A 22,956-nucleotide genomic window follows, 5' to 3' on the forward strand; every position below is an offset into this window, starting at 1 on the left:
ACCTCCTTTCTAGGGAGTTATCCCACTATCAGTATCGCTCTTGCTACGATGCTGCTGATGGATCACGCTTGCCTGTCCAGGTGCTACCCCCTGTCACGATGTGACAGGGGGTTTTTTTTATTGGTATTTCACGCTGCTATGTGAGGAGTTAGTGCGGCGATCTTCCTTTACCGGTGGCATGGTTTCTTGTTAATGTCAAATCTCTATTGATTCGGTTCATCACTGCTGAAGCCCGGTGATGTGTCGTTGCCTCGCGCCAGGGAGCGGAATTCCTACTTTCGCTTGTCTATACATCTATGCCACTGTTACAGAACGAGCGCGGAAGGCTGGAAGCCTGCTCAACGACTGTACTACCCGCTTATTAGAGCATCACGGACGATCTAACCAGACGAACGCGCTCTACTCACACGTCGTCCTTATGACCCGTGAGGAAATTGCTGCAACACGCTCCTGATCGCAGGCACAGCTTGGTGCGGGGGCACACTGCCGCACGCCAAATGATGCGCCACAGGTGCCCCCGTCGGCAACGCTACTCTTACCGAAAGGTGAGATCTCGGCGTGTGGAGCGGTGATACCGGTTACAGGCTTCCAAACTCGGGTGTAGTGGCAGGGTGATCGTCGGATCACGAGTTACGAACACTATGACACCTCTGGTAGTAACGAATGCCTGACACGCTACCCAACTATCACCCTGACGCTGCACTAGCCGCTGGTGCACTAAGAATACGGTTCACAACCGCTCCCATACCAGTTTGCGAACTAACTCAAGGAGATCACCCCGTCGATAATGCCCCTTCTGCAAAACGACGGCGCCAATACTGGCAAGAAATTCCAGCTCCTCACGCCGCAGTATCCGCTCTGATATCACAATCACCGGTGTTTCCAGATCAGCGCACACTTCGCGCAAGAGTACTAGGCCATCAACGTCCGGTAACGTCACATCCATGATCACCAGTTGTGGCTTATTGGTACGCCAGATGGTTGCTCCAATCTGCCCGTTGTTTGCTTCCAATACAACCCAACCATCACTCTCCAATGCCCGGCGGATCATCAGACGTGTCGGAAGTTCATCATCAATCACCAGAATGGTGCGCGACGTTGTAGTTCTTGAGCGGCGAGATAACACGACCTGCACCGTCTGAATAACCTGTTCCACCTCTCCCGGCCATACTGCATAATCAGTGCTACCGGTACGCTCAACGTTATCGGTCAACCAGATGATCGGTACATCTTGCCAGCCGGCAGCCTGTAAGGTCGCTACCACCAGATCACGATTTTCCGGGACATCAATCAGAATGGCAGCAGGTGGACGGTAGAGACGATGTAGCACATGTGAAAGACTGGCTTCGCTTTGCACCTGCCAGCCAAATTGTTCTAATGCTGCCTGTAGCACACGTGCCTGCGTTGCCGTAATCAACACCAGATCGGGTTGAGGGAGATACGTCGGCGGTGATACTTCTTCGGTATTGTGTAGCCTGCTAAGAGGGATACGAATAGTGAACCTGACACCACCTGTAGTACGAGGGACGGCCTGGAATGTTCCTCCCATCAACTCACACAACTGACGGCTCAGCGCCAGACCACATCCTTCATCAAACTGGCGTGTTGTGTCTGGAGGAACGGCGAATGGAGTGAGTAGTGCATTCAGATGCTCTGAACTCAGCGCGGGTCCAGTATCGGTAATTATGACTTCGAGTGTGTCTGTTTCATCGCCACTTAATCGCTGTACACGTAGTGTGATTACACCGCGTTTCGTGGTTGTGGCAGCAAAACGTAGCGGATAGATTAAGATCTGACGTAACCGATTCAGATCAGCCACGATCATCCCCACTTGCGCAGGGCGCTCAATGTCAAAACGATGTTGGTGTTGGTGGATGAGAGGTGATATTTCTTCAAGAGTATTGTCGAGCAGGGCATCAAAGATAAAAGGTTCTGGTTGTAAGCTGAGAGAACCGATCTCGATTTTTGCACTGTCGAGAAGGAGGTTAAACCGGTTCACCAGGTGACGTCCGGCACGCCGAATCTTCTCAACATCTTCAGCCATTGTCTGGGTAGCCAGCGTCTCGCGCAACAATTCACTGAGCGCAATGATGGTATTCAGCGGTTGACGAATATCGTGATCGAGACGAACCAGAAATGTACTGCGTTCCCGACTGGCTGCCTCGGCACGTTCTCTGGCACGCTGTAATTCAGTCATTATGAATGCCCGATTAAGCGCATAGGTTGTTAACTGTGCAGCCAGACGTAAGTTCTCAATATCAGCGTGATTGAAGGCGTGAGGCTGTGGACGATATACGACCAGTATAGCCTGGGGATGACCTTGCACAGCAATAGTTGCCACAATTGCCGATCCCTGAGCCTGGATCAGGTTTGTGATCTGATGCTGCCGAAGATCAGAGAGGTAGAACGGATTAGCCGTATGCTGCTCAAGTGTAGGCGGCGCTGTCAGTGTCAGTAGTGGATCATGCTGATAGCCATAGGTAATGTAGGGTAGCCATTGCCTTAAATCCGGATCACGGACGTAGATGCCAATCCGATCTTGATCTTCACGAAGGGTAACAAACATCTCAACGACAGATCGATAAATTTCCTCCTCGCTGTGCGCACTATTCAAACGTAAACTTAGATCAATCAGTGCCCGTTCACGCCATCGTTGCTGCTGCGAACGGACGAGAGCCATCTCTTTTTCGCGTAAGGCTTCTTGCAGTTGTACAGTACGCTGTTGGATTCGCTCTTCAAGTGTAGCAATCGTTGCATTCAAGCTGGCAGTTAGTCTCGCTAATGACCGGGCAAGGTCGCCAATTTCATCCGTACCCACGAGTGGGATTGGTGTCTCGCGCCATCCCTCGGCAATTCGGCGCGCTGCATTTGTCAATGTGATGAGTGGCTGGGTAAAGTAGCGGTTAATGAACCAGCCACCGCCGATGAAAATTGCGGCACTACTCCCGATCATCCACATCACGAGCCAGAAGCCAATCCAGATCGTTGTCGAAAAAGAAGCATTTACCTGTTGTTGTTCAAATTTTAGTATGCGCGAAAGTTCGTCGATAATCAGCAGTAAATCATCAGTCTGGTACTGTAAGGTGTTGGCGTGTTGCTGTAAATCGTGATCAAGTGTGGCTAACCGTAAAAAATGTTCCAGATAGTCAGCAACATCTCGTTCTACCACGACTCGTTCCGTATCCGGCAAAGTGGATGCAATGGCGTACAGTTGGTTAATCTGGAGGCGAACATTATCGATATACTCTTGCCGTCTGGTCGAGAGATAAGCCTGTTCGTCTAAGGAAAGACGTAAACCAAGTTCTTGAACGTCGGCAGGATTATGCTCAAGGTGTTGCCAGAGTTTATACCGTGCGTCACGTAGCTCTTGTTCAAGACCGTCAGTACGCTGACGTTGTTCAATCTGATCTTTGATCTGGTTCACCGTCGTCTGGTATTGCTCAAGCAGACGAGCCATTGCTTGTCGATGGAGCACCAGTGCCGGAACGTCTGCATCAAACGTCGCCAGTTCATGCAACCCTGTTACAACATTAGTGATGGCTGCTGAATGCTTCCTCTCAACAGTTGGATCGAGGCGCTGATTGTGATGCGCTAGCTCGATCAGGTCATAATCGTATTGGCGGGCTATCAGAAAGTCTGCCTTAAGATCGAGCGTTGTCTCCAGTATCTGTTCAAGTTGCCGTGAGCGCCGAATGGCCTGATCTTGAAGGAACAAGAACAAACCTAACCCAATGAATGAGATCAATAACGAAAACGAAACAGCGCTGGCAATTCCGACAACGAGACGACGTCGGCATGAAGGGGTTGATGACGTCATTGGCGTACCTCTATCCACGCCTCATGGTACAGCTCACGTATAGCAGGGTCTACATCAATAAGCCGAAAGAGTAATCCTCTCTGCTCCAGAGTTTGTTGATGTTGCATCTGCGCCTGGAGTTCAGCATCTAACAGCGGCCATGCAGCCTGATTGGGTGTGCCGTAGCGGGTGGTGTTGGCCAGAGCCGCACCGTTTTCAGCCTCCAGGATAAAATCGATAAACTGTTCGGCAGCCGCTTGCTGAGCAGAGCCGGTTGGTATGCACATGCTATCGACCGTAAACAGACTACCCTCTTGGGGAATTGCAAAACGCAGGTCATCATCGGTACGTGCCACTTGCAACAAATCACCGCTCCATTCCGCAGTGATGTCAACCCTGTCCTGTTGTAACATATCCTGCCCGTCATTCGCGGCAAGATGCTGAATATACGGTCGCACTGTTCGCAACCAATCCCGGGCAGTACCAATAGCGACTGGGTCACTGGTATTTGGGCTATACCCCAGCATAATCAAGACCAGCCCCAAACTTACCCGTGCATCATCGATCAAGGCCATTCGCTTGATTTGAGCCAGCTCAAACGCCGCTGCCAGGCTCTCGACCTCGCGACCGATGGCGGAATGACGATAGCCAAGACCGACGATGCGCCACAAGTATGGCACACAAAAGCGATAACCCGGATCAACACTCGATCTGGCAAAGGCCGGATCGATGTTGTTCAGATGTGTGATCCGTTCGCGATTAAGTACAGCCAGTCGTTGCTCACGACGCAAGCGCTCAGCCAGTTCATCGCTGACGATGATCAGATCGTAGCTTTGCTTGCTCGTTGTTAGCAGATTGTACGCCTCTTCACTACTCCTGTACGTATGATACGCAATATCTACCCCGTTTTCGGCAGTAAATTGCATCAGGAGCGCATGATCAATCGAGGTTTCCTGGTTCAGGATATACAACACCGGCAACGGAGGAGGCGGTGATGGCGGTGATAGTGGTATGGTACATCCGATCAGGATGTAGCATAGCAGGATTGCATAAGTGAGACGTGGTAGCATAAAATATGATGATAGTGCAACGATTTACCATTCTCAACGGTTTTAATAATAGCACTCCACTATTACCGACAAAGGGAGATACGTATGAAACATTGTTGCCATTACCTCTGAGCTGAAAACAGCGTATAATAATCGCCGCTTGCCATGACGCTATTGGCCAGGAGTTACAGTTATGTCAGCTCGCCGTCAGCGCTGGGAGATTCGTCCGCCAGCACCCACTTCGTTCGTTGAGCAACTTGGTCTGCACCCGTTGCTTGCCCACCTTCTTTATCAGCGTGGCTTGCATGAGCCATCCATCGCCAGGGCTTTTCTTGCTGCTGATTACAGCGCCGGTCTGCACGATCCGTTTGCTATGCGCGGTATGGCAGCCGCTGCCGGTCGCATTGCCGAAGCGATTGAGCGGGGCGAATTGATCGCTGTTTACGGCGATTTCGATGTCGATGGTATCACTGCGGTTGCCCTGCTGACGCAGGCGATCAAGGCGATGGGGGGACGGATTCGGCCATACATTCCGCATCGTGCCCGTGAAGGGTATGGTCTGAACAATCTGGCGATTAATCAGTTGGTCGCCGATGGTGTCACGTTGCTGATAACGGTCGACTGCGGCATTTCCAATTATGCAGAGGTAGCCGAAGCGAATCGGCTCGGCCTCGATGTCATTGTCACCGATCACCACCATCCACCGGTGTGGCTGCCGCCAGCCCTGGCGATAGTGAATCCACGCCAGCCCGATTGTGCCTATCCATTCAAAGGTCTGGTTGGAGTTGGGATTGCCTTCAAAGTTGTGCAGGCTCTGGCACGCTACGGTAAGCGGCCAGCCGGTTTACGTGGACGTGATCTGCTCGATCTGGTCGCGCTGGGCACCGTTGCTGATATGGGGCCACTCCACGACGAGAATCGGGTGTTAGTCCGGGCCGGCTTGATTGCGCTCAACGAAAGTTCCCGTCCTGGTGTCCTGGCGTTGGTGGCGGCTGCCGGCCTATCGCCGGGTATGATTGACAGCAGCACAATTGCGTTTGCTCTGGCACCGCGCCTCAACGCAGCCGGTCGGCTAGCCGATGCGCGTCGTGCGTATGAGCTGCTCCTGGCTGATGAGCGCATGAAAGCCGATCTGCTGGCTGCCGAATTGAACACCACCAATCGTGAGCGGCAGGCATTGACCCGGCAATTATATGCCATGGCTGAAACCATGGTGATGCAGAGTGGCCGCACCGAACATCCACTGATTGTCGTCTCGCATCCCGGTTTTAACGCCGGTGTTATCGGATTGGTCGCCGCTCGCATGGTTGAGACCTATCATCGTCCGGTGATTGTGATCGAGCAAGGCGAGGAGACGTCACGCGGATCAGCGCGCTCGATCCCCGGTTTTAGTATCATCGATCTGTTCGATCAATGTGCCGATCTCTTTGTCCGTTATGGTGGGCACGCTGCGGCTGCCGGTTTCACTATTCCCACGGATCAGATTACGGCGCTCGAACAGCGGTTACTGGCCCTGGGGAGCCAATACCTGTCAGCCGAACAGCTCGTACCACGATTGTTGATCGATGCTACCGTACCAGTAAGTGATTTGTCGTGGGAGCTATACGCTACCCTGTGCCAGCTCGAACCGTTTGGGCAAGGTAATCCACAGCCTGTGTTCATGACCCCCAATGTTACGGTCGTCGATCCGCAACCGACAACTGATGGCAATCATCTGCGGATGCGTGTGCGCGTCGGTCAGACCTCGTTCGAGGCCATCGGTTTTCATTTTGGTCGCTTCGCTGAGGCACTTCGCCGTCATCCAAACATCGATCTGGCGTACCAGTTGGCAGTTGATGAATGGAACGGACAGCGTCGCTTGCGCCTGCTGGTGCGCGATTTCCGGCGTGCAACGAAGAGCGAGTGAGTGGGGAAGACATCAGCAATCCTGGCATCGTGCAGATTGTTATGCCCGTGTCGGCGTGCTGTGAGGTTTACCATCGGTGAATCGTCGGTAGGTCGTCATCGGCGCACGAACTGGTTCACAGGTTATTGCGCTCAGGGGCAACGCCAGGATGATGTGAGGCTCACGTCTGAACGATGCATATTGTTGAGCAAGATTCGGGATACACCGCCCGCAGCAGTGGGAACCACCGGTGACGAATGGTTGCCACTGTCGCGAGCTAGTTCAGGTGGTGGGCGAGCCGGAGGCTTGCACTTCCAGGGGCGACCAGCGCTTGTAGCTGCTACGCGACGAGATATAGCACGTCGCAGCTCGCGCTCTCAGGGGCGACCAGCGCTTGTGCACCACGATGGAGCGCTCAAGGGCGTAGATAGCGTGCCATGACTTGATTAAACCAGACATAAGCCAACCCAACCATCGGATTAACGTCCCTGGCACTAAGTCGACCACTATACTGCCCCAAATGCAGGTCACTGCCTGCCGGCAGATACGTCTCCGTTGCGGTGTCGTGCCGTCAGGCTGGGCTATACTCGTCGCCCAAACTGGCGTTCGAGTTGGGCTGGTGTCATTAAAATCATTGTCGGGCGACCGTGGGGGCAGGTACGCGGACTGACGCACTGTTCAAGTTGTCGCAACAATTGACGCATCTCTTCGTAGGAAAGCGGTTGTCCGGCTCGTACCGAAGTATGACAGGCCAGCGTAATCAACATCGCCTCCCGCCATTCCAGCGGATCACTGCCGCCACGTCCGGCTAGCTTTTCGGCTATCTCGTGGATAGCTTGCGTCAGTTCATCGGTCGGTAAGGTGGCCGGGATAGCGCGAACCAGCACACCGGTGCCCCACGGTTCGAGGACAAAGCCCCATTCTGCCAGCCGCTCTGCATGACCCAGCAAGATCGCACTTGCTTCCGGGCTAACCTCAACCGCCTGTGGAATCAACAACTGCTGGGACTCAACCGCGTGTTGGGCGTACTGACTCATCAACTTCTCGTAGGTAATGCGTTCGTGGGCTGCGTGCTGGTCGATCAGATACATCCCTTCGGGGGCTTCGGCCACGATGTAGGTCAGGCCGACCTGCCCAACCACCCGTAACGGGGGCAGTGCAGAGGGTAGCGCTGCCGGAACTGCTGGGGCTGTCGGCTCGCTTGGGGCTTGCCGGGCAGGTTCGGGCTCAACCGTTGGCGATGGCGGTGGCAGCGGCGTTTCGGGCACAATGGGAAGGGGTGTGTTCAGAGCAGTTGCCGGCGAACCGACATCCCAGCGCGAGCGTTCGCGATCCCACGCCGAAGCCCCAACACTCCAGCCAGAGGAGGATGTGGCTGCTGCCTGACCCAGCCGACGTAACTCAAAGCGGCGCTGGGCCGTCGCTGGATCAGGGGCATCCCAGGTTGGAATATCGGCGCCGCGCAGCAAAGCGTCACGAATGGCGCGTCCTAGAACACTGTGAACGTGAGCAGCGTAGCGAAACTTCACTTCACTCTTGGTGGGATGGACATTGACATCGATAGCGGCTGGATGGACGCGCACATCGAGGATGGCAATCGGAAACCGCCCCTTCATCAGCATCGTATGGTACGCATTCTCAACCACCGCAGCCAATGCCCCCCGCGGTTGTAGCGCCCGGCGGTTGGCAAAAAGCGAAAGGTAATTCCGTGAACTGCGTGTCAATTCAGGTGGTGAAACCAGACCACTGACCGCGACCCACGTTTCATCTACGCCGGCTTCTGCCTGTACCGGCAATAGTGCTCGCCCGATTTCGAGGCCGTACAGCTCGACGACCACCGCCCGTAGATCGCCATCACCACTGGTCTGGAAGGCCATCCGGCCATCGATCAACAAACTAAAGCTCACTTCCGGGTAGGCCAGTGCGTATTGTTGAACAATTGCGCTGATGGCACCGGTTTCCGTCGCTTCGGAACGGAGATACTCCCGACGAACTGGCGTATTGTAGAAGAGGTTGCGCACCGTGATCGTCGTACCAACCGAGCAACCGCACGGCAAGCGGGATTGAATTTCACCGCCGGCAATACGCAATTCAACACCAAGTTCAGCATCGGCAACCCGCGAGATACAGATGACCTGAGCAACGCTGGCGATGCTGGGCAGGGCTTCGCCGCGGAACCCCAGTGTTCTAATTGCCCACAAATCATCAGCAGATTGCAATTTGCTGGTCGCGTGGCGGGCAAAGGCCAGTTCAATTTCGTCAGCCGGAATACCACAGCCGTCATCTTGCACGCGAATCTCGCGCAACCCGCCCCCCCGTACCTCGATCACGATCCGTCGCGCACCGGCGTCGATGGCATTTTCGAGCAGTTCTTTAACGACTGAAGCCGGTCGTTCAACTACTTCGCCGGCAGCGATTTGCGCGGCAATGGTTTCATCGAGGAGATGAATGGGCATATCACACCGTTGAGCTGTATTCCCGAAGTTCTACTGGTGTCTGATGAAGAGTCGTTGCTGAGTACCTGGTCAATGATACAAACAAATGTTCAATGCTATTGTACCATCTCTGTTCCTAAAGGGCAATCATCTGAATAAAACAAATTCATGCGTATAGCACTCTGCGAGCTGTTTCCCTGCCATACGCTGTATGTGCATATTGCGTTGAATAGCAGGTGAAGGCTGCGATCTATCCGCTTCCCATTCATCAGGGTGTCTCGGTGGGCCGTAGCAGGGGTGTTGGTGTTGTCGGTGGCAGGGTGGCGGTAGCGGCCAGCGTTGGCGAACTGAGCAGAGGTGGGATCGAAGGTTCATTGGTGACCAGCAGCGACGTTGCCAGCCCGACCAGCAACACGAGGATCAGGATGCTCGTGATCAGACCGGTTCGCGAAAGCGGACGGGCCATCGGTGGCGAAACCGGTACCGATGGTGATGTCACTGCCTCTGCCGACGTGTCGTGCCCGATTGGTTCAAGGCCATCAACCTGAGCAACAACGACGGTAATGTTATCCGGCCCGCCACGTGCATTCGCCTCATCGACCAGACGCCGACTCGCGATATCGAGCGGATGCATACTCGCAATGGCCGCAATCTCTTCGTCGCTCAGCAATCCATGCATTCCATCGGTAGACAGAACAACCGTATCACCCGGCAACAGTGGCTCACGGAAAATATCAACCTCGACCTGGGACTGATGACCGATGGCGCGGGTGATAATGTTGCGGATGTTTGATGTGCGTGCTTGCTCAGGTGTTAACAAACCGGCAGCAACCTGATCGCCAATCAACGAGTGATCGTTGGTCAATTGGCGGATAAGACCTTCGCGCACCAGATAGGCCCGGCTATCACCTACGTTGGCAACGTAGAGCATGTTGTGCCAGAAAAAGGCGGCTACCGCCGTGGTGCCCATCGTGCCACGGCCCTCGTGATATACGCGCTGATTGGCGCTGATGAGCGCCTGGCGCAGACCTTCGGCGGGGTCGTTGTCAGCGCGAAATGAGGTAATGATCGTTTCCACAGCCAGCCTGCTGGCAACCTCGCCGGCCAGGTGTCCTCCCATACCGTCGCAGACTACGAGCAGTGAGCCCTGATCGATCTTGGCACTGCCGTATGCATCTTGATTTACTTCCCGTCGCTGCCCGACATCAGTTCGAGCACTATACCGCACACGCATTGGCGACTCCGTTGCCTCCATGCTGATTGCTAGCAGTATACCATATGCTTTCTGTTATGTATGACGGGCCATCTGTGGTATTATTATGGCGAAGAATGTTTGACAAAGCAAGGATTGTCTTATGCCCGTAATTGATTTCACGCGCTATTACCGTCCACACGAAGTTGAAGTCGCATTGAAAGCCTGGGCCGAAGAGTATCCTCACCTTTGTTCTCTGCGTAGCATTGGTACCAGCTACGAGGGACGTTCGATCTGGTTGTTGACGTTGACCAATCAGGCTACCGGAGCCGATGACGAAAAACCGGCTTTCTGGCTTGATGCCAACATCCATGCGACCGAAGTGACCGGTTGTATGGGGGCGCTGCACGTCATTCAGACTGTGCTGACCGGCTACGGTCACGATCCTAACCTGACCGCTTTGCTCGATGAACGTGCGCTCTACATTGTACCGTGCCTCAACCCCGATGGCATGGAACAGGCTCTCACCTCACCGGTCTACGTGCGTTCAGGTACCCGGCGTTACCCATTCACCGACGACCGGGACGGTCTTTATCCGGCTGATATTGATGGCGACGGTCTGATTTTGCAGATGCGCGTGGTCGATCCCGATGGGGGCTGGAAGGTGAGTGAGCGTGATCCGCGGCTCATGCGGCGGCGGGCTCCCGATGAGCGCGGTGGCACGTACTACCGGGTCTATACCGAGGGATTGATTCGCAACTTTGATGGCTACGAGGTCAAGATTGCACCACCGGCCCAGGGGCTGGATTTTAATCGCAATTTTCCCTACATCTGGGCACCGGAAGGGGTACAGCGTGGTGCCGGCCCGTATCCAACCTCTGAGCCAGAGATTCGGGCGGCGGTTGAGTTTCTTACCTCCCATCTGAACGTCAGTGGTGCCATCTCATACCACACCTATTCCGGTGCTATTCTCCGTCCCTACTCCGACAAACCCGACGATCAGATGCCGATTGATGATCTCTGGACATACAAAGAGCTGGGGAATCGCGGCCAGGAGATTACCGGCTACAAACACGTCTCGGTCTACCACGGCTTTCGCTATCACCCGCGCGAAGTGATGCGCGGCGCCTTCGACGATTGGGCCTATGAGCAGCTTGGCATCTTTGCCTTTACCGTCGAGTTGTGGGATATGATCGGTGAGGCCGGCATTAAGGATCGTGATTTCATCGAGTGGTTCCGCGATCATCCCGAAGAGGATGATCGCAAGCTCTTGCGCTGGAATGATGAGCAGCTTGGTGGTGCCGGTTTTGTCAACTGGCGACCGTTCAATCATCCGCAGCTTGGCCCAGTCGAGATCGGCGGATGGATCGAGCGCCGCACGTTTGGCAATCCACCCGAACAATTTCTGCTACGGACGCTGGAACCCAATACACGCTTTGTTCTGGCCTTCGCTCAGACCGGCCCACGGCTCGAATTGCGTCATGTGCAGGCCGAAGCGCTAGGGGGTGATCTCTATCGCTTGCAGGCAGTTGTGGTCAACAGTGGCTATCTGCCGACGTATGGCAGCCGCAAGGCTTTAGAAGTAAAAGCAGTGCAGCCAATTGAGGTTGAGGTGTTGCTCCCCGCAGGCGGTGACATCGTGAGTGGTGAACGTCGCCAGGAGATCGGCCAACTGGAAGGGCGGGCGAACAAGCGCGCCTTGTGGGGAGGGAGTTTTCCAACCGATCATCTGCGCCGCCTGACCTGGACGGTACGCGCACCGGCGGGCAGTAGCGTCACGGTGGTTGCCCGTTCCCAGCGCGCCGGCACGGCCCGGGCAACGGTGCAGCTAGACGGTTAGCGTTGTGTTGTGGTATAGGCGGCACTGCACATGCACGACTTCTGGGAGGGTGGAACATCTGCTTCCGCCCTCCTGATACGTTACCCGGTGCAGATATGAGCCATCACGGCCCCGTAGTGTTGATGGCTGATGGTCAGGCTTGCAGACTGAACGGCAGGTGAAGGGTCTGATCGTGGTTCGTGGTTTATTGAACGGCGTTCCCAGTCGCGCCCCGGGATCGCGAGCCACCGGCTCGCTTATCGCCAGACATAGCACGCTCTGTTTACTCACCCTGACAGGCGTTCTCCCAACTCCAGCGGGGCACACCAGGCGAGGGCTTATCAAGATATAATACAACTCTGGCGTGGAATGCACTACCCGATGCGATCCCTGCCTCACACTCACCCACCCATCAAGACACCGCCGATCACAAGCGCCAGGCCAATCACCCCACTGGCAATAGCAGCGTAGCGCATATTTCTGGCCCAGGTCGCAGCGGAGTTTGCCAGTTCGTGTTCACTTTTGCGGCTGATAATAAAGGGCTGTTTACTGTTGGTCGGATGGCGGGCAATCACGACCTGCCCATTCTGATCGATGGCGGTACCAGACACGAAGACACGGGTCCCTACTTCCAGACCACGCTCAAACTGGCGTTGACCGAGCGTGCGGGTTGCGTCTGTCCACGGTTGAGTTGTTTCAACGAAGCGGTTTGCGGTTTCAATCAGATCAATCTGAGCACCATCGGCTACAACCAGCACTTGACCGCTATCATCACGAATGGTAAACGGCACGCGCCGCTCGTTCTGTTCGAGCTGCTCACTCCGGCGCTCAATACGGGTTGTACTCCGTCCACTCTCCTGGGTTGTGATCCGTTCCTCATATTCCCGATGAGTCGTGTACAGATACGCAACCAGCGCCTGTCCTGAAACCGGACCGGTGAGTGGTGTAGCACATTCGATCACTCCCATCACTTCGCAGGGTTGGGCAAAATCATTTGCCCCCAGCGCTGTCGTGATCCGACGGTGAATTGCCGACAGGGTGGCCGTATCGTAGGTGTCAACCGCATTCAGGGCTTGCAACTTGCCGGCATTGGCCCGTGCAATAAAAGAGAAGATGACGGCCAGCACAAGCAACAAGACACCGCCGACAATCATGGGTATACCTCAACGATAGCTAAAACGAGGTTGCCAAGGGGCTGAGATGGGTAGCGAACAACGTTGTTTACTGTAACACGGGCAAAGGCACTATCGATATGCAGTTAGGATTGCCGGCGATAGATGATCGAAGCGCTATTCGTTTTTCTTCCCACCAAACAGACCGCCCAGCATCGTTTTGGCTGCATCGATCTGATCGGCGAGGGCGCTGATGTCACCTTTCAACACCTGATCCACTTGGGCTGCAATCGGTTCCGGCAAATTCTCCTTGAGAAAACCAACCACCACATCAACCGCTTGTTGAGCCTGTTCGGCGCTAACCCCCGTCTTCTCGCGGATCAACTCAACCAGTGTCTTTCCTGAACTCATCGTTGACTCTCCTTAACTTTACCTGTATGCTCGGTGGAACAATCACCAGTATACCATCTGTCGCACACTCTTGCCGTCTGCTATAATGAGGTTTAGCATACGTTCATCTTGTTGCAACCCACCAGCAACACTGCTGACGAAAAGGAGGCAGGAGTGAATACTTCGCATTCTACCACAACCTTACGGCGCCGTCACACCAGTAGCGGTAGTGAACCGACGGCCAAAGAGCGCGAATATCTTGAGGTCATCTATTATCTGGCATCCCGTAACGAACCGGTTATTGCAGCCCGTCTGGCGCGTTGGATGAAGGTACAGCCACCTACCGTAACCCATATTGTTTCTCGTTTGCTTGAAAAGGGTTTGATCGAACGCAACGCCCATGGCGAGATTACGCTCACCGCAACGGGCTTTCAGTTGGCCGAAGCTATGGTGCGTCGTCACCGAATCCTGGAGCGTTTCCTCGTTGATGTTATGGGATTGCCCTGGCATCTGATTCACGAGGAAGCCGTTCGTTTGGAACATGCCCTCTCGCCGGTGATGGAAGAGCGGATTATGGCGCTGGTCGGCCATGCAACGACCTGTCCGCATGGTAACCCTATTCCAGGACAGAATGAAGTGTATACCGGGAATACCCGCATGGATACAGTCCAACCCGGGCAACAGTTCAGGATACGGCGGATTGCAGAAGAGGCCGAAGAAGAAACGCCGATTGTCTCCTTCCTTGAGGCAAATGGGCTGGTACCGGGAGCTATCTTTAGCGTTGCCGATAATACGGCGGCAATCGGGGTCACCCTTCAGCGACCGGGTTTATCGATTACTGTTCCGGCGCACATTGCTGAGATGATTTGGGGTGATGTTGAGACCACTGTGGAATAGGGAGGGTTTACCATCCACATAATTGTGAAAACCCGTGCTTCACCAATTGCCGCTTTCTCTACAAAACTATGCGCAATCAGGCAGCAAAAGATCGGCGATAATGTAACGCTCTTTTGTCAGCAGTGCCCTCTCGGCTTGGGGACGGTTCCAGGTCGAACCGTAAACCATTTTTACTCAGCGTATATCCTGTCACTTTCGTTGCTGTTTTCAGGCTTTTGAACGTGCGCTCGTACAGTAGATAGCCGGCTTCGTAGCAAGAGGAGAATACGCGCAGGCCAGAGAGCAACGAGGAACGAACGGTGACCGCCAACAGTTGGCAAGTAACGGGTACAGGAGAGAAGAAGCATGGCACGGATTACGGTCACCATTCATGGCGAACAGCATACCTTCCCGATTACCGAGCGCGGCCTGACAATTGGACGCCAGCTTGACAACGAGATTGTGCTCAACCACGCGATTGTCTCACGCAAACACGCACGGATTGAATTACGTGGCCGGCGTGCGTGGATCATCGATCTCAATAGCCGCAACGGGGTGACTGTTAACCGATTACGGGTCAAAGAAGAACAGCTCAACGATGGCGATGTAATTGGTGTCGGCCCGTTCGAGCTGGTCTACGAAGACCGGGCTGCACAAAGTGTTGTCCTGGATGACAATCGTTATTTTCCGGTCGCCTCAGAATCCCAGGTTGTTGCAGCCCACGAGTTGCAGTTGCTACCGTCTGATCTGCAAGCGTTCTACCAGATCAGTATGCGGGTCAACCAGGCTCTCGACTATCGCGAACTGCTCGATCTGGTGATGGAAGAGATTATCCGTCTGGTCCCTGCCCAACGCGGTTTTCTGCTCTTGCGCAAAGGTGATGAACTGGTTCCGCGCGTTATCTATCCCTCCGGTCTTGGTGATGTAGCCATCGCCGGGAGTATCGTTCGTAAAGCCATCGAGCGTGGCGAAGCTGTCTTGACTCACGATGCCCGTATCGAGTTTGCCGGCTCAAAGAGTATCATTGCCGCAAATATTCGCTCGGCTATCTGCGCACCGCTGATGACGCAAGGCGGTGCTATTGGGGTTATTCTGCTTGACTCACCGGGCCGAGAACAATTTTCGGTACGCGACCGGGATATTGTGGTAGCAATTGCCAATCTGGCTGCGGTTGCGATTGAACGGGCACGCCTCACGGAAGAGCTACGTATTCAGGGTCAGGTTCGGCAAAATCTTGAGCGATTCCTGTCCCCAAATGTTGCTCAGGCGCTGGCGCGTTATGTGGCTCAGCACGGTAAACTCTGGGAGGCGCAGGAACAAATCGTCACCGTATTGTTTGCCGATGTGAAGGGTTTCACCTCGCTCTCCGAACGGCTTTCCCCGCGTGAGGTGCAGGACTTGCTCAATGAATATCTGCACGAAATGACCGATGTCATTTTCCGGTACAATGGCACCGTTGATAAATACATTGGTGATGGAATTATGGCCGTGTTCGGAGCACCACGCTTACCGGAAGACCCTCTCGATGAACAACACGCCGTGCGGGCAGTGGCAGCCGCCGTTGAGATGCAACAAGCTCAACAACGGCTGGTAAGTCGGCTCGATCCCGATAAAGTTTTTACCATTCGGATCGGCGTCAACACCGGCCCCGCCTTCACCGGCTTTTTCGGTACGCGCCACCGCCTGGAATATACCGCCATCGGTGATACGGTAAATACCGCATCGCGGTTAGAGTCGGCAGCTGAACCGGGGACGGTCTTTATCGGCGAAGATACGGCCCGTCTGGTGAGTAGCGAGTTTGAACTGCAAGAGATGGGAGAATTGCAGTTGAAGGGTAAACAACAGCGTGTCCGCGCGTTTAAGGTGCTTGGGCCACGACCCAAGCCGGGTGGATTGCAAACAATAGCGTACACCAGTTCATAAGGCATCTCGCCTCGTAATTAAGAAAGACAACCTATGCCTGTCGTAGTTGGCATTCGCTTCAAAGATAGTGGCAAAATCTACTATTTCGATCCACGAGACCTTGAGCTGCACGTTGGTGATCAGGTCATCGTTGAAACGGTACGTGGCTTTGAACTGGCGAAAGTTGCCTTTGAGCGGCGCGAAGTTGGCGATGATGAGATTGTCGGTGAGCTAAAGCCGGTTGTGCGGCGTGCCGAGGCGAGCGATTTAATGCGTATGGCTGAATTGCAGCAGTATCACGCCGAAGCGCTGGCTCGCTGTGCCGAAAAGGTGCAAGAGCATGGCTTACCGATGAAGCTGGTGAAAGCCGAATACTCATTCGACGGCTCGCGTTTGACGTTCTACTTCACTGCTGACCAGCGCGTCGATTTTCGTCAGCTTGTGCGCGATCTGGCCCGTACCTTCAAGACGCGCATTGAGTTGCGGCAGATCGGGCCGCGCGATGAGGCAAAAATGCTCGGCGGCATCGGGCCATGCGGTCGTATCCTGTGCTGCACTTCGTTTCTACCTGATTACGCCCGCGTGACCATTAAGATGGCTAAAGATCAAGACCTGCCACTCAACCCCAGTAAGATCAGTGGCGTTTGTGGCCGTCTGCTGTGTTGTCTGTCGTATGAGCACGAGCAGTATCTTGAGATGCGTGCGCAATTGCCTAAACGGGGGAGTTGGGTTATGACCCCCGACGGACCGGGTGAGGTGATCGGTCAGAACGTTTTGAAGCAACAGGTCCTGGTACAACTGGCCAGCAGTGGAATGATCGAGACCTACGATTTGAGCCAGATTACGCTGGCAACCGAGCAGGTTGCAGCGCTGGCGCGCGCACGGGCTGCCGAGGGAATTACACCAGCCTCACCTACTAAACCTGATCGCGGTGAGCGCCGTATGCTGCGCGACGAGATTGATGCCTTTGACTGGAGTGACGATCTCAGTCTGCTGGAAGATGAAGACGTGCTGCCATCTCCACCTCCTGCACCGGTGTTACCGGTGTTACCGCCACGTGTAGAATCAAAGCGGGATACAGAACAGAAGCCAATACCCAAATCACGACCAACCCGCCGCAACGATCAGCCGATGAAAGCCAAAGTAGAAGTGGCTGCCAAACCAGCCAAAACGTCTGCATCACAGCAACCGACAACTGCTTCCAAAGCAACACCGGCCATAGAGTCACCGGAAAAAGCGACGCCACCCGCTGGCAACAGTGCCGGTAAGCGTCGCCGACGACGGCGGAATTAGTCAGGGCCGGTCAATATCGATCTGGCTTTCTGGATGTATTCCTGTTTCCTGATCGCCTGCCGGGGCGAGGGGTGGTTGTTTTATTGTGCAACGAGCGAAGGTGAGGGATGGAAGTTTTTACGGTAGATCATCACATTTGGGCTATTGACCACGAATTGCTCGGCCTGCCTGGAGTTGGTGTGACGTATGTGGTGCGGGGGGAAGAGATTGCACTGATCGAGACAGGAACGGCGCTTACTGTACCGCAAACATTAGCCGGCCTGGATGCACTCGGTATCGAGCGGGAAGCAGTCCGCCACATTCTCTGCACACACATTCACATGGATCACGCGGGTGGTGCGGGACATCTGGCCCAGGCATTACCGAGCGCTGTTGTCTACATCCACAGCAGTATGGCTGAACACCTGGCGAATCCCACTAAACTCATGGCCAGCGTCCGCCGCGCTGTTGGCGAAGAGGCCTGGCCACTGCACGGCGAGATGTTACCCATCGCTACCGAAAGGATTCGACCTGCCGAGCATCTGCACCTTGATCTGGGTCGAGATATTGTCCTGACGGCTATTGCGACGCCGGGCCATTCGCCTGATCACCTCTCGTACCTTGACCACAAGAGTGGTGGTCTGTTCATCGGTGATGCCGCCGGTCTGGCAATGGATCGGTGGGGATTGGCCTTCCCGGTTACCCCGGTTCCTACCTACAACCTCGAAGCTCATCGTGCGACGATTGCCATGCTGCGCACCCTTAATCTCCCTCGCATCTTCCTCACGCACTACGGACCGCACGATGACGTTGCCTATCAGCTTGACCGGGCAGCTCATCGGCTGGATGAACTGGTTGATCTGGTTGAACGGGCGCTCGCCGATGGTGATCCCGACGTTGTAGCACTGGCAGCTCGTTGGATACCTTACCCACCAGACGGCCCGGCTGGCGTAGTGGCGCGCAGTTGGACACAGATGAGCGTAGCCGGTCTCATTCGTTACGAATTAAAGCGTCGTCAGGCCACCAGCTAGACCTGTTGCGTCCCTGGAGACCAGCGAATTAAAACCCCACTTCACGTCGTGGCAGGCTGGCAGGGCTGGCCTGCCGGCGAGAAGGGGGTGCATCCAGCCCCAACGGGGCTCCCACGCTATCAGGCAAGGCTTCAGCCCGCCCGACCCGGCGGGTTAACACGAATCTCCCCTGGCCTCCATGCACGTCCTTAAACAACCCATACTCTGCTTGCGTTTGTGCCTGAAATATAGTACACTTGTTCGGTAACAAGTCCTTTCTCCTGAAGAAACCGACGTAGTGCAGAAAGCGTGCAACGAGATTGACGTATTCTAACCAAACGACCAGACACGGGCTGTGTCGGGCGCACAAGGGGAAGCACTAGCCGGAGAATCTCTGCGTCGTAGTAGCAGTGTCCATCTCGTGACACCATTCTGACTAAATCATATGCCTGCTGGAACAATCACCGCAATTCGGCAACAAACGAACGACGCACAGCGCGTTAATATCTTCATCGACGGTGAGTTTGCGATTGGGATTAGCCTCAATACTCTCACCCGTATGCGCCTGGCGGTTGGCGTGTACCTCGACGATCACGGCTGGCAACAGCTCGTTGCTTGCGAAGAGGCTGATCAGGCTATGCAAAAGGCACTGCGCCAGCTTACACGACGGCCGCGTTCCGTCAATGAAATCTATCGCTATTTGCAACGTAAAGGCTTTCGCGAAGAGATCTGTCAACAGGTTGTCGCCCGGTTACAGGAACTGGATCTGCTTAATGATGCCGACTTTGCCGAGCGTTGGGTCGCAAACCAGCGTACATTGCGCCATCGAGGCGAACGGGCTTTGCGCGCAGAACTACGCCAGAAAGGGATCGCGCCAGCGTTGATCGAGGATGCATTATCCAGTGAGAAGGATGAACTTGGAGAAGCATTGCGGGCAGAGCAGGCAGCTCGTGCTGTGTTAGCACGCTACCTCAAGCACAGTGACTGGTTGACGTTCCAACGCCGGCTGGGGGGATATTTGCTGCGCCGAGGCTTCACGAGCGATCTGGTGCGTCCATTGCTCTTTCGCCTCTGGCGAGAAGCCCATCCTACTGACGACATCGATGATGAAGAAAGCTATTGAACAGCGTGCGGGATTACTTCGGCTGCGGTTTCAATGACGTTATTTGAGCAAAGGTCACTGTTTGTGCTCAATTTGGCGGCAGCGGCGCAGCTGGAACTCGGTTTCAATGACGTTATTTGAGCAAAGGTCACTGTTTGGGTAGAATACTGTGCGTGAAAAGGATACCAGGACGGTAAGGAATTATCTTTATGGCAGAAGTACAGTTTCTCGGTCATTCCTGTTTTCGATTACGCGGTCGCGATGGCACTATCGTCTGTGACCCCTACCATCGCTCAATCGGCCTCGATATTGGTCGACCCACTGCAACCATTGTGACCGTCAGCCATCATCATCCTGATCACGATAATGCTGCCGCTATCCGCCCGTTGCGAGAGCGTGTGTTTGTGGTTGATGGTCCTGGCGAATACGAAATCGGTGGTGTCCTGATTACCGGTGTGCGTACCTTCCACGATCAGGTAAAAGGTGCCGAACGTGGTTTTAATACGGTCTATATCATCCATTTGGACGATCTGGTCTTTTGTCATTTGGGCGATCTTGGTCATGAATTGACAACCAGCCAGCTCGAAGAGATCGGTTCCAATGTTGATGTCCTGTTTGTGCCGGTGGGGGGTGGTGAGACGATTGGACCAGCACTCGCCAGTAATGTAATCAGCCAGATAGAACCGCGGTTTGTGATACCGATGCACTATGCGATGGGGCAAACAAACTTCGATCCTCCCCTGGCGCCAATCGAGAAGTTTATCAGTGAAATGGGGTTGAAAGAGTATACGGCCGAAGACAAGTTTGTGATCAATGCCAATGCACTGCCGGCTGACGAAGAGCAAACGCGGATTGTTATTCTACGACCGGTGAATGGATAACGAACAGGTTTTGTTTATGGTATACTGAGCGATTGAGGTGAAAAACGCTGTCTTGATCAGGGACATATCTGACCGTTCGTATCATCAATAAGCAACGATTGTGAAGCATGCAATCGTCCTGGCTACAAGTGAAACGAGTACCGGTGTGGGTCGGTTCAACCCGAAGGTTGACCGACCCACAAATCTTTAAGATGGGGAGTACCGCTCTATGACAAAGTACATTTTTGTGACAGGTGGTGTGGTTTCATCGGTAGGGAAGGGCATTGGCGTCGCCTCCATCGGTCGCCTGCTGAAGAGTCGTGGCCTTTCAGTTTCGGTTATGAAGCTCGATCCATACCTGAATGTCGATCCTGGCACGATGTCACCGTATCAGCATGGTGAGGTCTTTGTCACGGCTGATGGGGCTGAAACCGATCTCGATTTAGGTCACTATGAACGATTCATCGATGTCAATCTCAGTCGGCTGAGCAACGTCACCACCGGTCAGATCTACTCGGCGGTTATCGCGAAAGAGCGGCGGGGTGATTACCTTGGCGGAACGATTCAGGTCATTCCGCATATCACTAACGAGATCAAGTCGCGGATCGGATCGCTGGCCAGGAGCAGTCAGGCCGATGTAGTGATTGTTGAAATTGGTGGTACAGTTGGTGACATTGAAAGCCTGCCGTTTCTGGAAGCCATCCGCCAGATGCGCAAAGATGTCGGGCGCGACAATATCCTTTACATTCATGTGACCTTGCTGCCACATATTAGCACGGGCGAACTCAAGACAAAACCGACCCAGCACTCGGTGATGGCGCTGCGCAACGTCGGGATTAGTGCCGACATCATTCTCTGCCGGGCCGACCGTCCGATTGACGATGAGATTCGCGAGAAGATTGCCTTCTTTGCCGATGTGGACATGCGGGCCGTTATTCCGGTGCCAACGGTCGATTCGATCTACGAAGTACCACTGGTGCTGGAAGATATGGGATTAGGCGATTATCTGGTCGAACGGTTAGGGTTACCGGCTACCCCACCCGATCTCGAAGAGTGGCGCACACTGGTTGCCCGCATCCGTCAGGAAAGGCGGCGGGTGCCCATCGCGCTGGTGGGCAAATATGTCGAGCTGCACGATGCCTACATCAGCGTTGTTGAGGCACTGCACCACGCCGGTCTCGAACAGTCGATTGATATTGACATTCGTTGGATTGCTGCCGAGGAAGTGGAACGGGAAGGGCCGGCGCGTTTGCTATCGGGAGTGTATGGGATACTGGTACCGGGCGGTTTCGGCGAACGAGGGATCGAAGGCAAGATTGCGGCTGCTGACTATGCCCGAACTCACGGCATCCCCTATCTGGGTCTTTGTCTGGGAATGCAATGCGCCACCATCGCCTTTGCCCGCCACGTCCTTGGCACCCACGATGTTAACAGCACCGAATTCAACCCGCAGACCGCCCATCCGGTGATTGATCTGATGCCCGACCAGCGTGACATTACCGAAAAGGGTGGCACCATGCGGCTGGGTTTGTACCCATGTGATTTGGTACCGGGGACGCGAGCGCATGCTGCTTATGGCTGCGACCGGGTGGAAGAACGGCATCGCCATCGGTTTGAGTTTAACAATCGCTATCGCAGCGTGCTCGAAGCTGCCGGTCTGGTGATCAGTGGCATCTCACCTGATAAGCGACTGGTCGAGATCATCGAACTTCGCGACCATCCCTGGTACGTTGCCAGTCAATTCCATCCCGAATTTCAGTCCCGGCCCGGCAAACCGCACCCGCTCTTCCGCGGCTTTGTAGCGGCAGCCGCGCAGACACTCCTCGCCGGTGAAGCGCGCCAGTTGCCGCTGGTGGAAAGTACGTCGTAGTTCAGAAGTACAGACAACGAATACGTAGCGCCAGTCTGGAGGTGCGGAAGTATCACTTCCGCACCCGGCGTGGTTCGTTATAGCGGTCTCCTGTGAACGTAGCGCATAGTGATCTTACGGCGAGAGTGGCAACAAAGAGCCGATGATGCGCACGTATCCCTGATGAAGAGGGGTAACCACAGATAGTCACGGATGGTACATTTGTCCGAATCTGTTCGAACTACGGACATTCGTAGTCAATGCAACACAGGCGCTGGTAGCGATCATGCTTGAATAACGTTCTGCACCGTCGGTGGTGCTGCGGTGGCAACAGTAAACCAGACTCACATCAGGATAGCCAGCACATTCTGAAAAAGCGGATTGGCATAATTGAAAGAGTATCGAAT

The 22,956-nt window shown here is 54.6% G+C and carries 15 protein-coding genes; 9 read left to right on the plus strand and 6 right to left on the minus strand.

Features of this window, described 5'->3' with window-relative positions; genetic code table 11:
* Positions 1 to 730 precede the first annotated feature (730 nt).
* Entirely contained in the window at positions 731 to 3,817 is a 3,087-nt protein-coding gene (locus VAE57_RS03680) for a response regulator (RefSeq protein ID WP_322820551.1), read from the minus strand.
* On the minus strand, positions 3,814 to 4,866 hold the full coding sequence (locus tag VAE57_RS03685; RefSeq protein ID WP_322820552.1) for a spermidine/putrescine ABC transporter substrate-binding protein: 1,053 nt from the start codon (positions 4,864 to 4,866) through the stop codon (positions 3,814 to 3,816). Before VAE57_RS03685 ends, VAE57_RS03680 begins: the two co-directional genes overlap by 4 nt.
* 172 nt (positions 4,867 to 5,038) lie before the next feature.
* Between VAE57_RS03685 and recJ the strand changes: the two genes are divergently transcribed.
* A complete protein-coding gene (gene recJ, locus VAE57_RS03690) occupies positions 5,039 to 6,751 on the plus strand; it encodes a single-stranded-DNA-specific exonuclease RecJ (protein ID WP_322820553.1) in 1,713 nt (570 codons plus the stop codon).
* Positions 6,752 to 7,311: 560 nt separating this feature from the next.
* Here the strand turns inward: recJ and mutL are convergent.
* Together mutL and VAE57_RS03700 are read right to left on the minus strand one after the other, a co-directional pair.
* On the minus strand, positions 7,312 to 9,186 hold the full coding sequence (gene mutL / locus VAE57_RS03695; protein WP_322820554.1) for a DNA mismatch repair endonuclease MutL: 1,875 nt from the start codon (positions 9,184 to 9,186) through the stop codon (positions 7,312 to 7,314).
* Positions 9,187 to 9,433: 247 nt separating this feature from the next.
* Positions 9,434 to 10,399: a PP2C family serine/threonine-protein phosphatase gene (locus tag VAE57_RS03700; protein ID WP_322820555.1), complete on the minus strand. Its 966-nt coding sequence runs from the start codon at positions 10,397 to 10,399 to the stop codon at positions 9,434 to 9,436.
* Between the two features lie 121 nt (positions 10,400 to 10,520).
* On the opposite strand from VAE57_RS03700, the gene VAE57_RS03705 reads away from it, so the two are divergent.
* Complete coding sequence (locus tag VAE57_RS03705) at positions 10,521 to 12,197, plus strand: M14 family metallopeptidase (RefSeq protein ID WP_322820556.1); 1,677 nt, start codon at positions 10,521 to 10,523, stop codon at positions 12,195 to 12,197.
* 380 nt (positions 12,198 to 12,577) lie between these two features.
* Here the strand turns inward: VAE57_RS03705 and VAE57_RS03710 are convergent, their stop codons facing one another.
* Both VAE57_RS03710 and VAE57_RS03715 read right to left on the minus strand, forming a co-directional pair.
* On the minus strand, positions 12,578 to 13,330 hold the full coding sequence (locus tag VAE57_RS03710; RefSeq protein WP_322820557.1) for an E3 ubiquitin ligase family protein: 753 nt from the start codon (positions 13,328 to 13,330) through the stop codon (positions 12,578 to 12,580).
* A gap of 135 nt (positions 13,331 to 13,465) precedes the next feature.
* A complete protein-coding gene (locus VAE57_RS03715) occupies positions 13,466 to 13,699 on the minus strand; it encodes a DUF2267 domain-containing protein (RefSeq protein WP_322820558.1) in 234 nt (77 codons plus the stop codon).
* 153 nt (positions 13,700 to 13,852) lie between these two features.
* On the opposite strand from VAE57_RS03715, the gene VAE57_RS03720 reads away from it, so the two are divergent.
* The 7 genes from VAE57_RS03720 (at position 13,853) to VAE57_RS03750 (ending at position 22,570) form a co-directional block, all read left to right on the plus strand.
* Positions 13,853 to 14,575: a metal-dependent transcriptional regulator gene (locus VAE57_RS03720; RefSeq protein WP_322820559.1), complete on the plus strand. Its 723-nt coding sequence runs from the start codon at positions 13,853 to 13,855 to the stop codon at positions 14,573 to 14,575.
* Positions 14,576 to 14,920: 345 nt separating this feature from the next.
* Positions 14,921 to 16,477 (plus strand): adenylate/guanylate cyclase domain-containing protein, encoded by a 1,557-nt coding sequence (locus tag VAE57_RS03725; protein WP_322820560.1) that lies wholly within the window; start codon positions 14,921 to 14,923, stop codon positions 16,475 to 16,477.
* Between the two features lie 33 nt (positions 16,478 to 16,510).
* Complete coding sequence (locus VAE57_RS03730; RefSeq protein WP_322820561.1) at positions 16,511 to 17,749, plus strand: stage 0 sporulation family protein; 1,239 nt, start codon at positions 16,511 to 16,513, stop codon at positions 17,747 to 17,749.
* Positions 17,750 to 17,856: 107 nt separating this feature from the next.
* Positions 17,857 to 18,759 carry an MBL fold metallo-hydrolase gene (locus VAE57_RS03735; protein ID WP_322820562.1) on the plus strand — a complete coding sequence of 301 codons (903 nt, stop codon included), beginning with the start codon at positions 17,857 to 17,859 and terminating at the stop codon, positions 18,757 to 18,759.
* Positions 18,760 to 19,183: 424 nt separating this feature from the next.
* Positions 19,184 to 19,861: a regulatory protein RecX gene (locus tag VAE57_RS03740; RefSeq protein WP_322820563.1), complete on the plus strand. Its 678-nt coding sequence runs from the start codon at positions 19,184 to 19,186 to the stop codon at positions 19,859 to 19,861.
* A 188-nt stretch (positions 19,862 to 20,049) separates the two neighbouring features.
* Positions 20,050 to 20,721 (plus strand): MBL fold metallo-hydrolase, encoded by a 672-nt coding sequence (locus tag VAE57_RS03745; RefSeq protein WP_322820564.1) that lies wholly within the window; start codon positions 20,050 to 20,052, stop codon positions 20,719 to 20,721.
* A 208-nt stretch (positions 20,722 to 20,929) separates the two neighbouring features.
* Positions 20,930 to 22,570: a CTP synthase gene (locus tag VAE57_RS03750; protein WP_322820565.1), complete on the plus strand. Its 1,641-nt coding sequence runs from the start codon at positions 20,930 to 20,932 to the stop codon at positions 22,568 to 22,570.
* The last annotated feature ends 386 nt before the right edge of the window (positions 22,571 to 22,956 follow it).

This window comes from Chloroflexus sp. (genome assembly GCF_034434295.1).
Lineage (GTDB): Bacteria > Chloroflexota > Chloroflexia > Chloroflexales > Chloroflexaceae > Chloroflexus.

Excerpts from the sequence above, each read along its gene's own strand:
- VAE57_RS03680 (WP_322820551.1), bottom strand. The coding sequence starts at position 3,817 with ATGACGTCATCAACCCCTTCATGCCGACGTCGTCTCGTTGTCGGAATT.
- VAE57_RS03685 (WP_322820552.1), bottom strand. The coding sequence starts at position 4,866 with ATGCTACCACGTCTCACTTATGCAATCCTGCTATGCTACATCCTGATC.
- recJ (WP_322820553.1), top strand. The coding sequence starts at position 5,039 with ATGTCAGCTCGCCGTCAGCGCTGGGAGATTCGTCCGCCAGCACCCACT.
- mutL (WP_322820554.1), bottom strand. The coding sequence starts at position 9,186 with ATGCCCATTCATCTCCTCGATGAAACCATTGCCGCGCAAATCGCTGCC.
- VAE57_RS03700 (WP_322820555.1), bottom strand. The coding sequence starts at position 10,399 with ATGCGTGTGCGGTATAGTGCTCGAACTGATGTCGGGCAGCGACGGGAA.
- VAE57_RS03705 (WP_322820556.1), top strand. The coding sequence starts at position 10,521 with ATGCCCGTAATTGATTTCACGCGCTATTACCGTCCACACGAAGTTGAA.
- VAE57_RS03710 (WP_322820557.1), bottom strand. The coding sequence starts at position 13,330 with ATGATTGTCGGCGGTGTCTTGTTGCTTGTGCTGGCCGTCATCTTCTCT.
- VAE57_RS03715 (WP_322820558.1), bottom strand. The coding sequence starts at position 13,699 with ATGAGTTCAGGAAAGACACTGGTTGAGTTGATCCGCGAGAAGACGGGG.
- VAE57_RS03725 (WP_322820560.1), top strand. The coding sequence starts at position 14,921 with ATGGCACGGATTACGGTCACCATTCATGGCGAACAGCATACCTTCCCG.
- VAE57_RS03730 (WP_322820561.1), top strand. The coding sequence starts at position 16,511 with ATGCCTGTCGTAGTTGGCATTCGCTTCAAAGATAGTGGCAAAATCTAC.
- VAE57_RS03735 (WP_322820562.1), top strand. The coding sequence starts at position 17,857 with ATGGAAGTTTTTACGGTAGATCATCACATTTGGGCTATTGACCACGAA.
- VAE57_RS03740 (WP_322820563.1), top strand. The coding sequence starts at position 19,184 with ATGCCTGCTGGAACAATCACCGCAATTCGGCAACAAACGAACGACGCA.
- VAE57_RS03745 (WP_322820564.1), top strand. The coding sequence starts at position 20,050 with ATGGCAGAAGTACAGTTTCTCGGTCATTCCTGTTTTCGATTACGCGGT.
- VAE57_RS03750 (WP_322820565.1), top strand. The coding sequence starts at position 20,930 with ATGACAAAGTACATTTTTGTGACAGGTGGTGTGGTTTCATCGGTAGGG.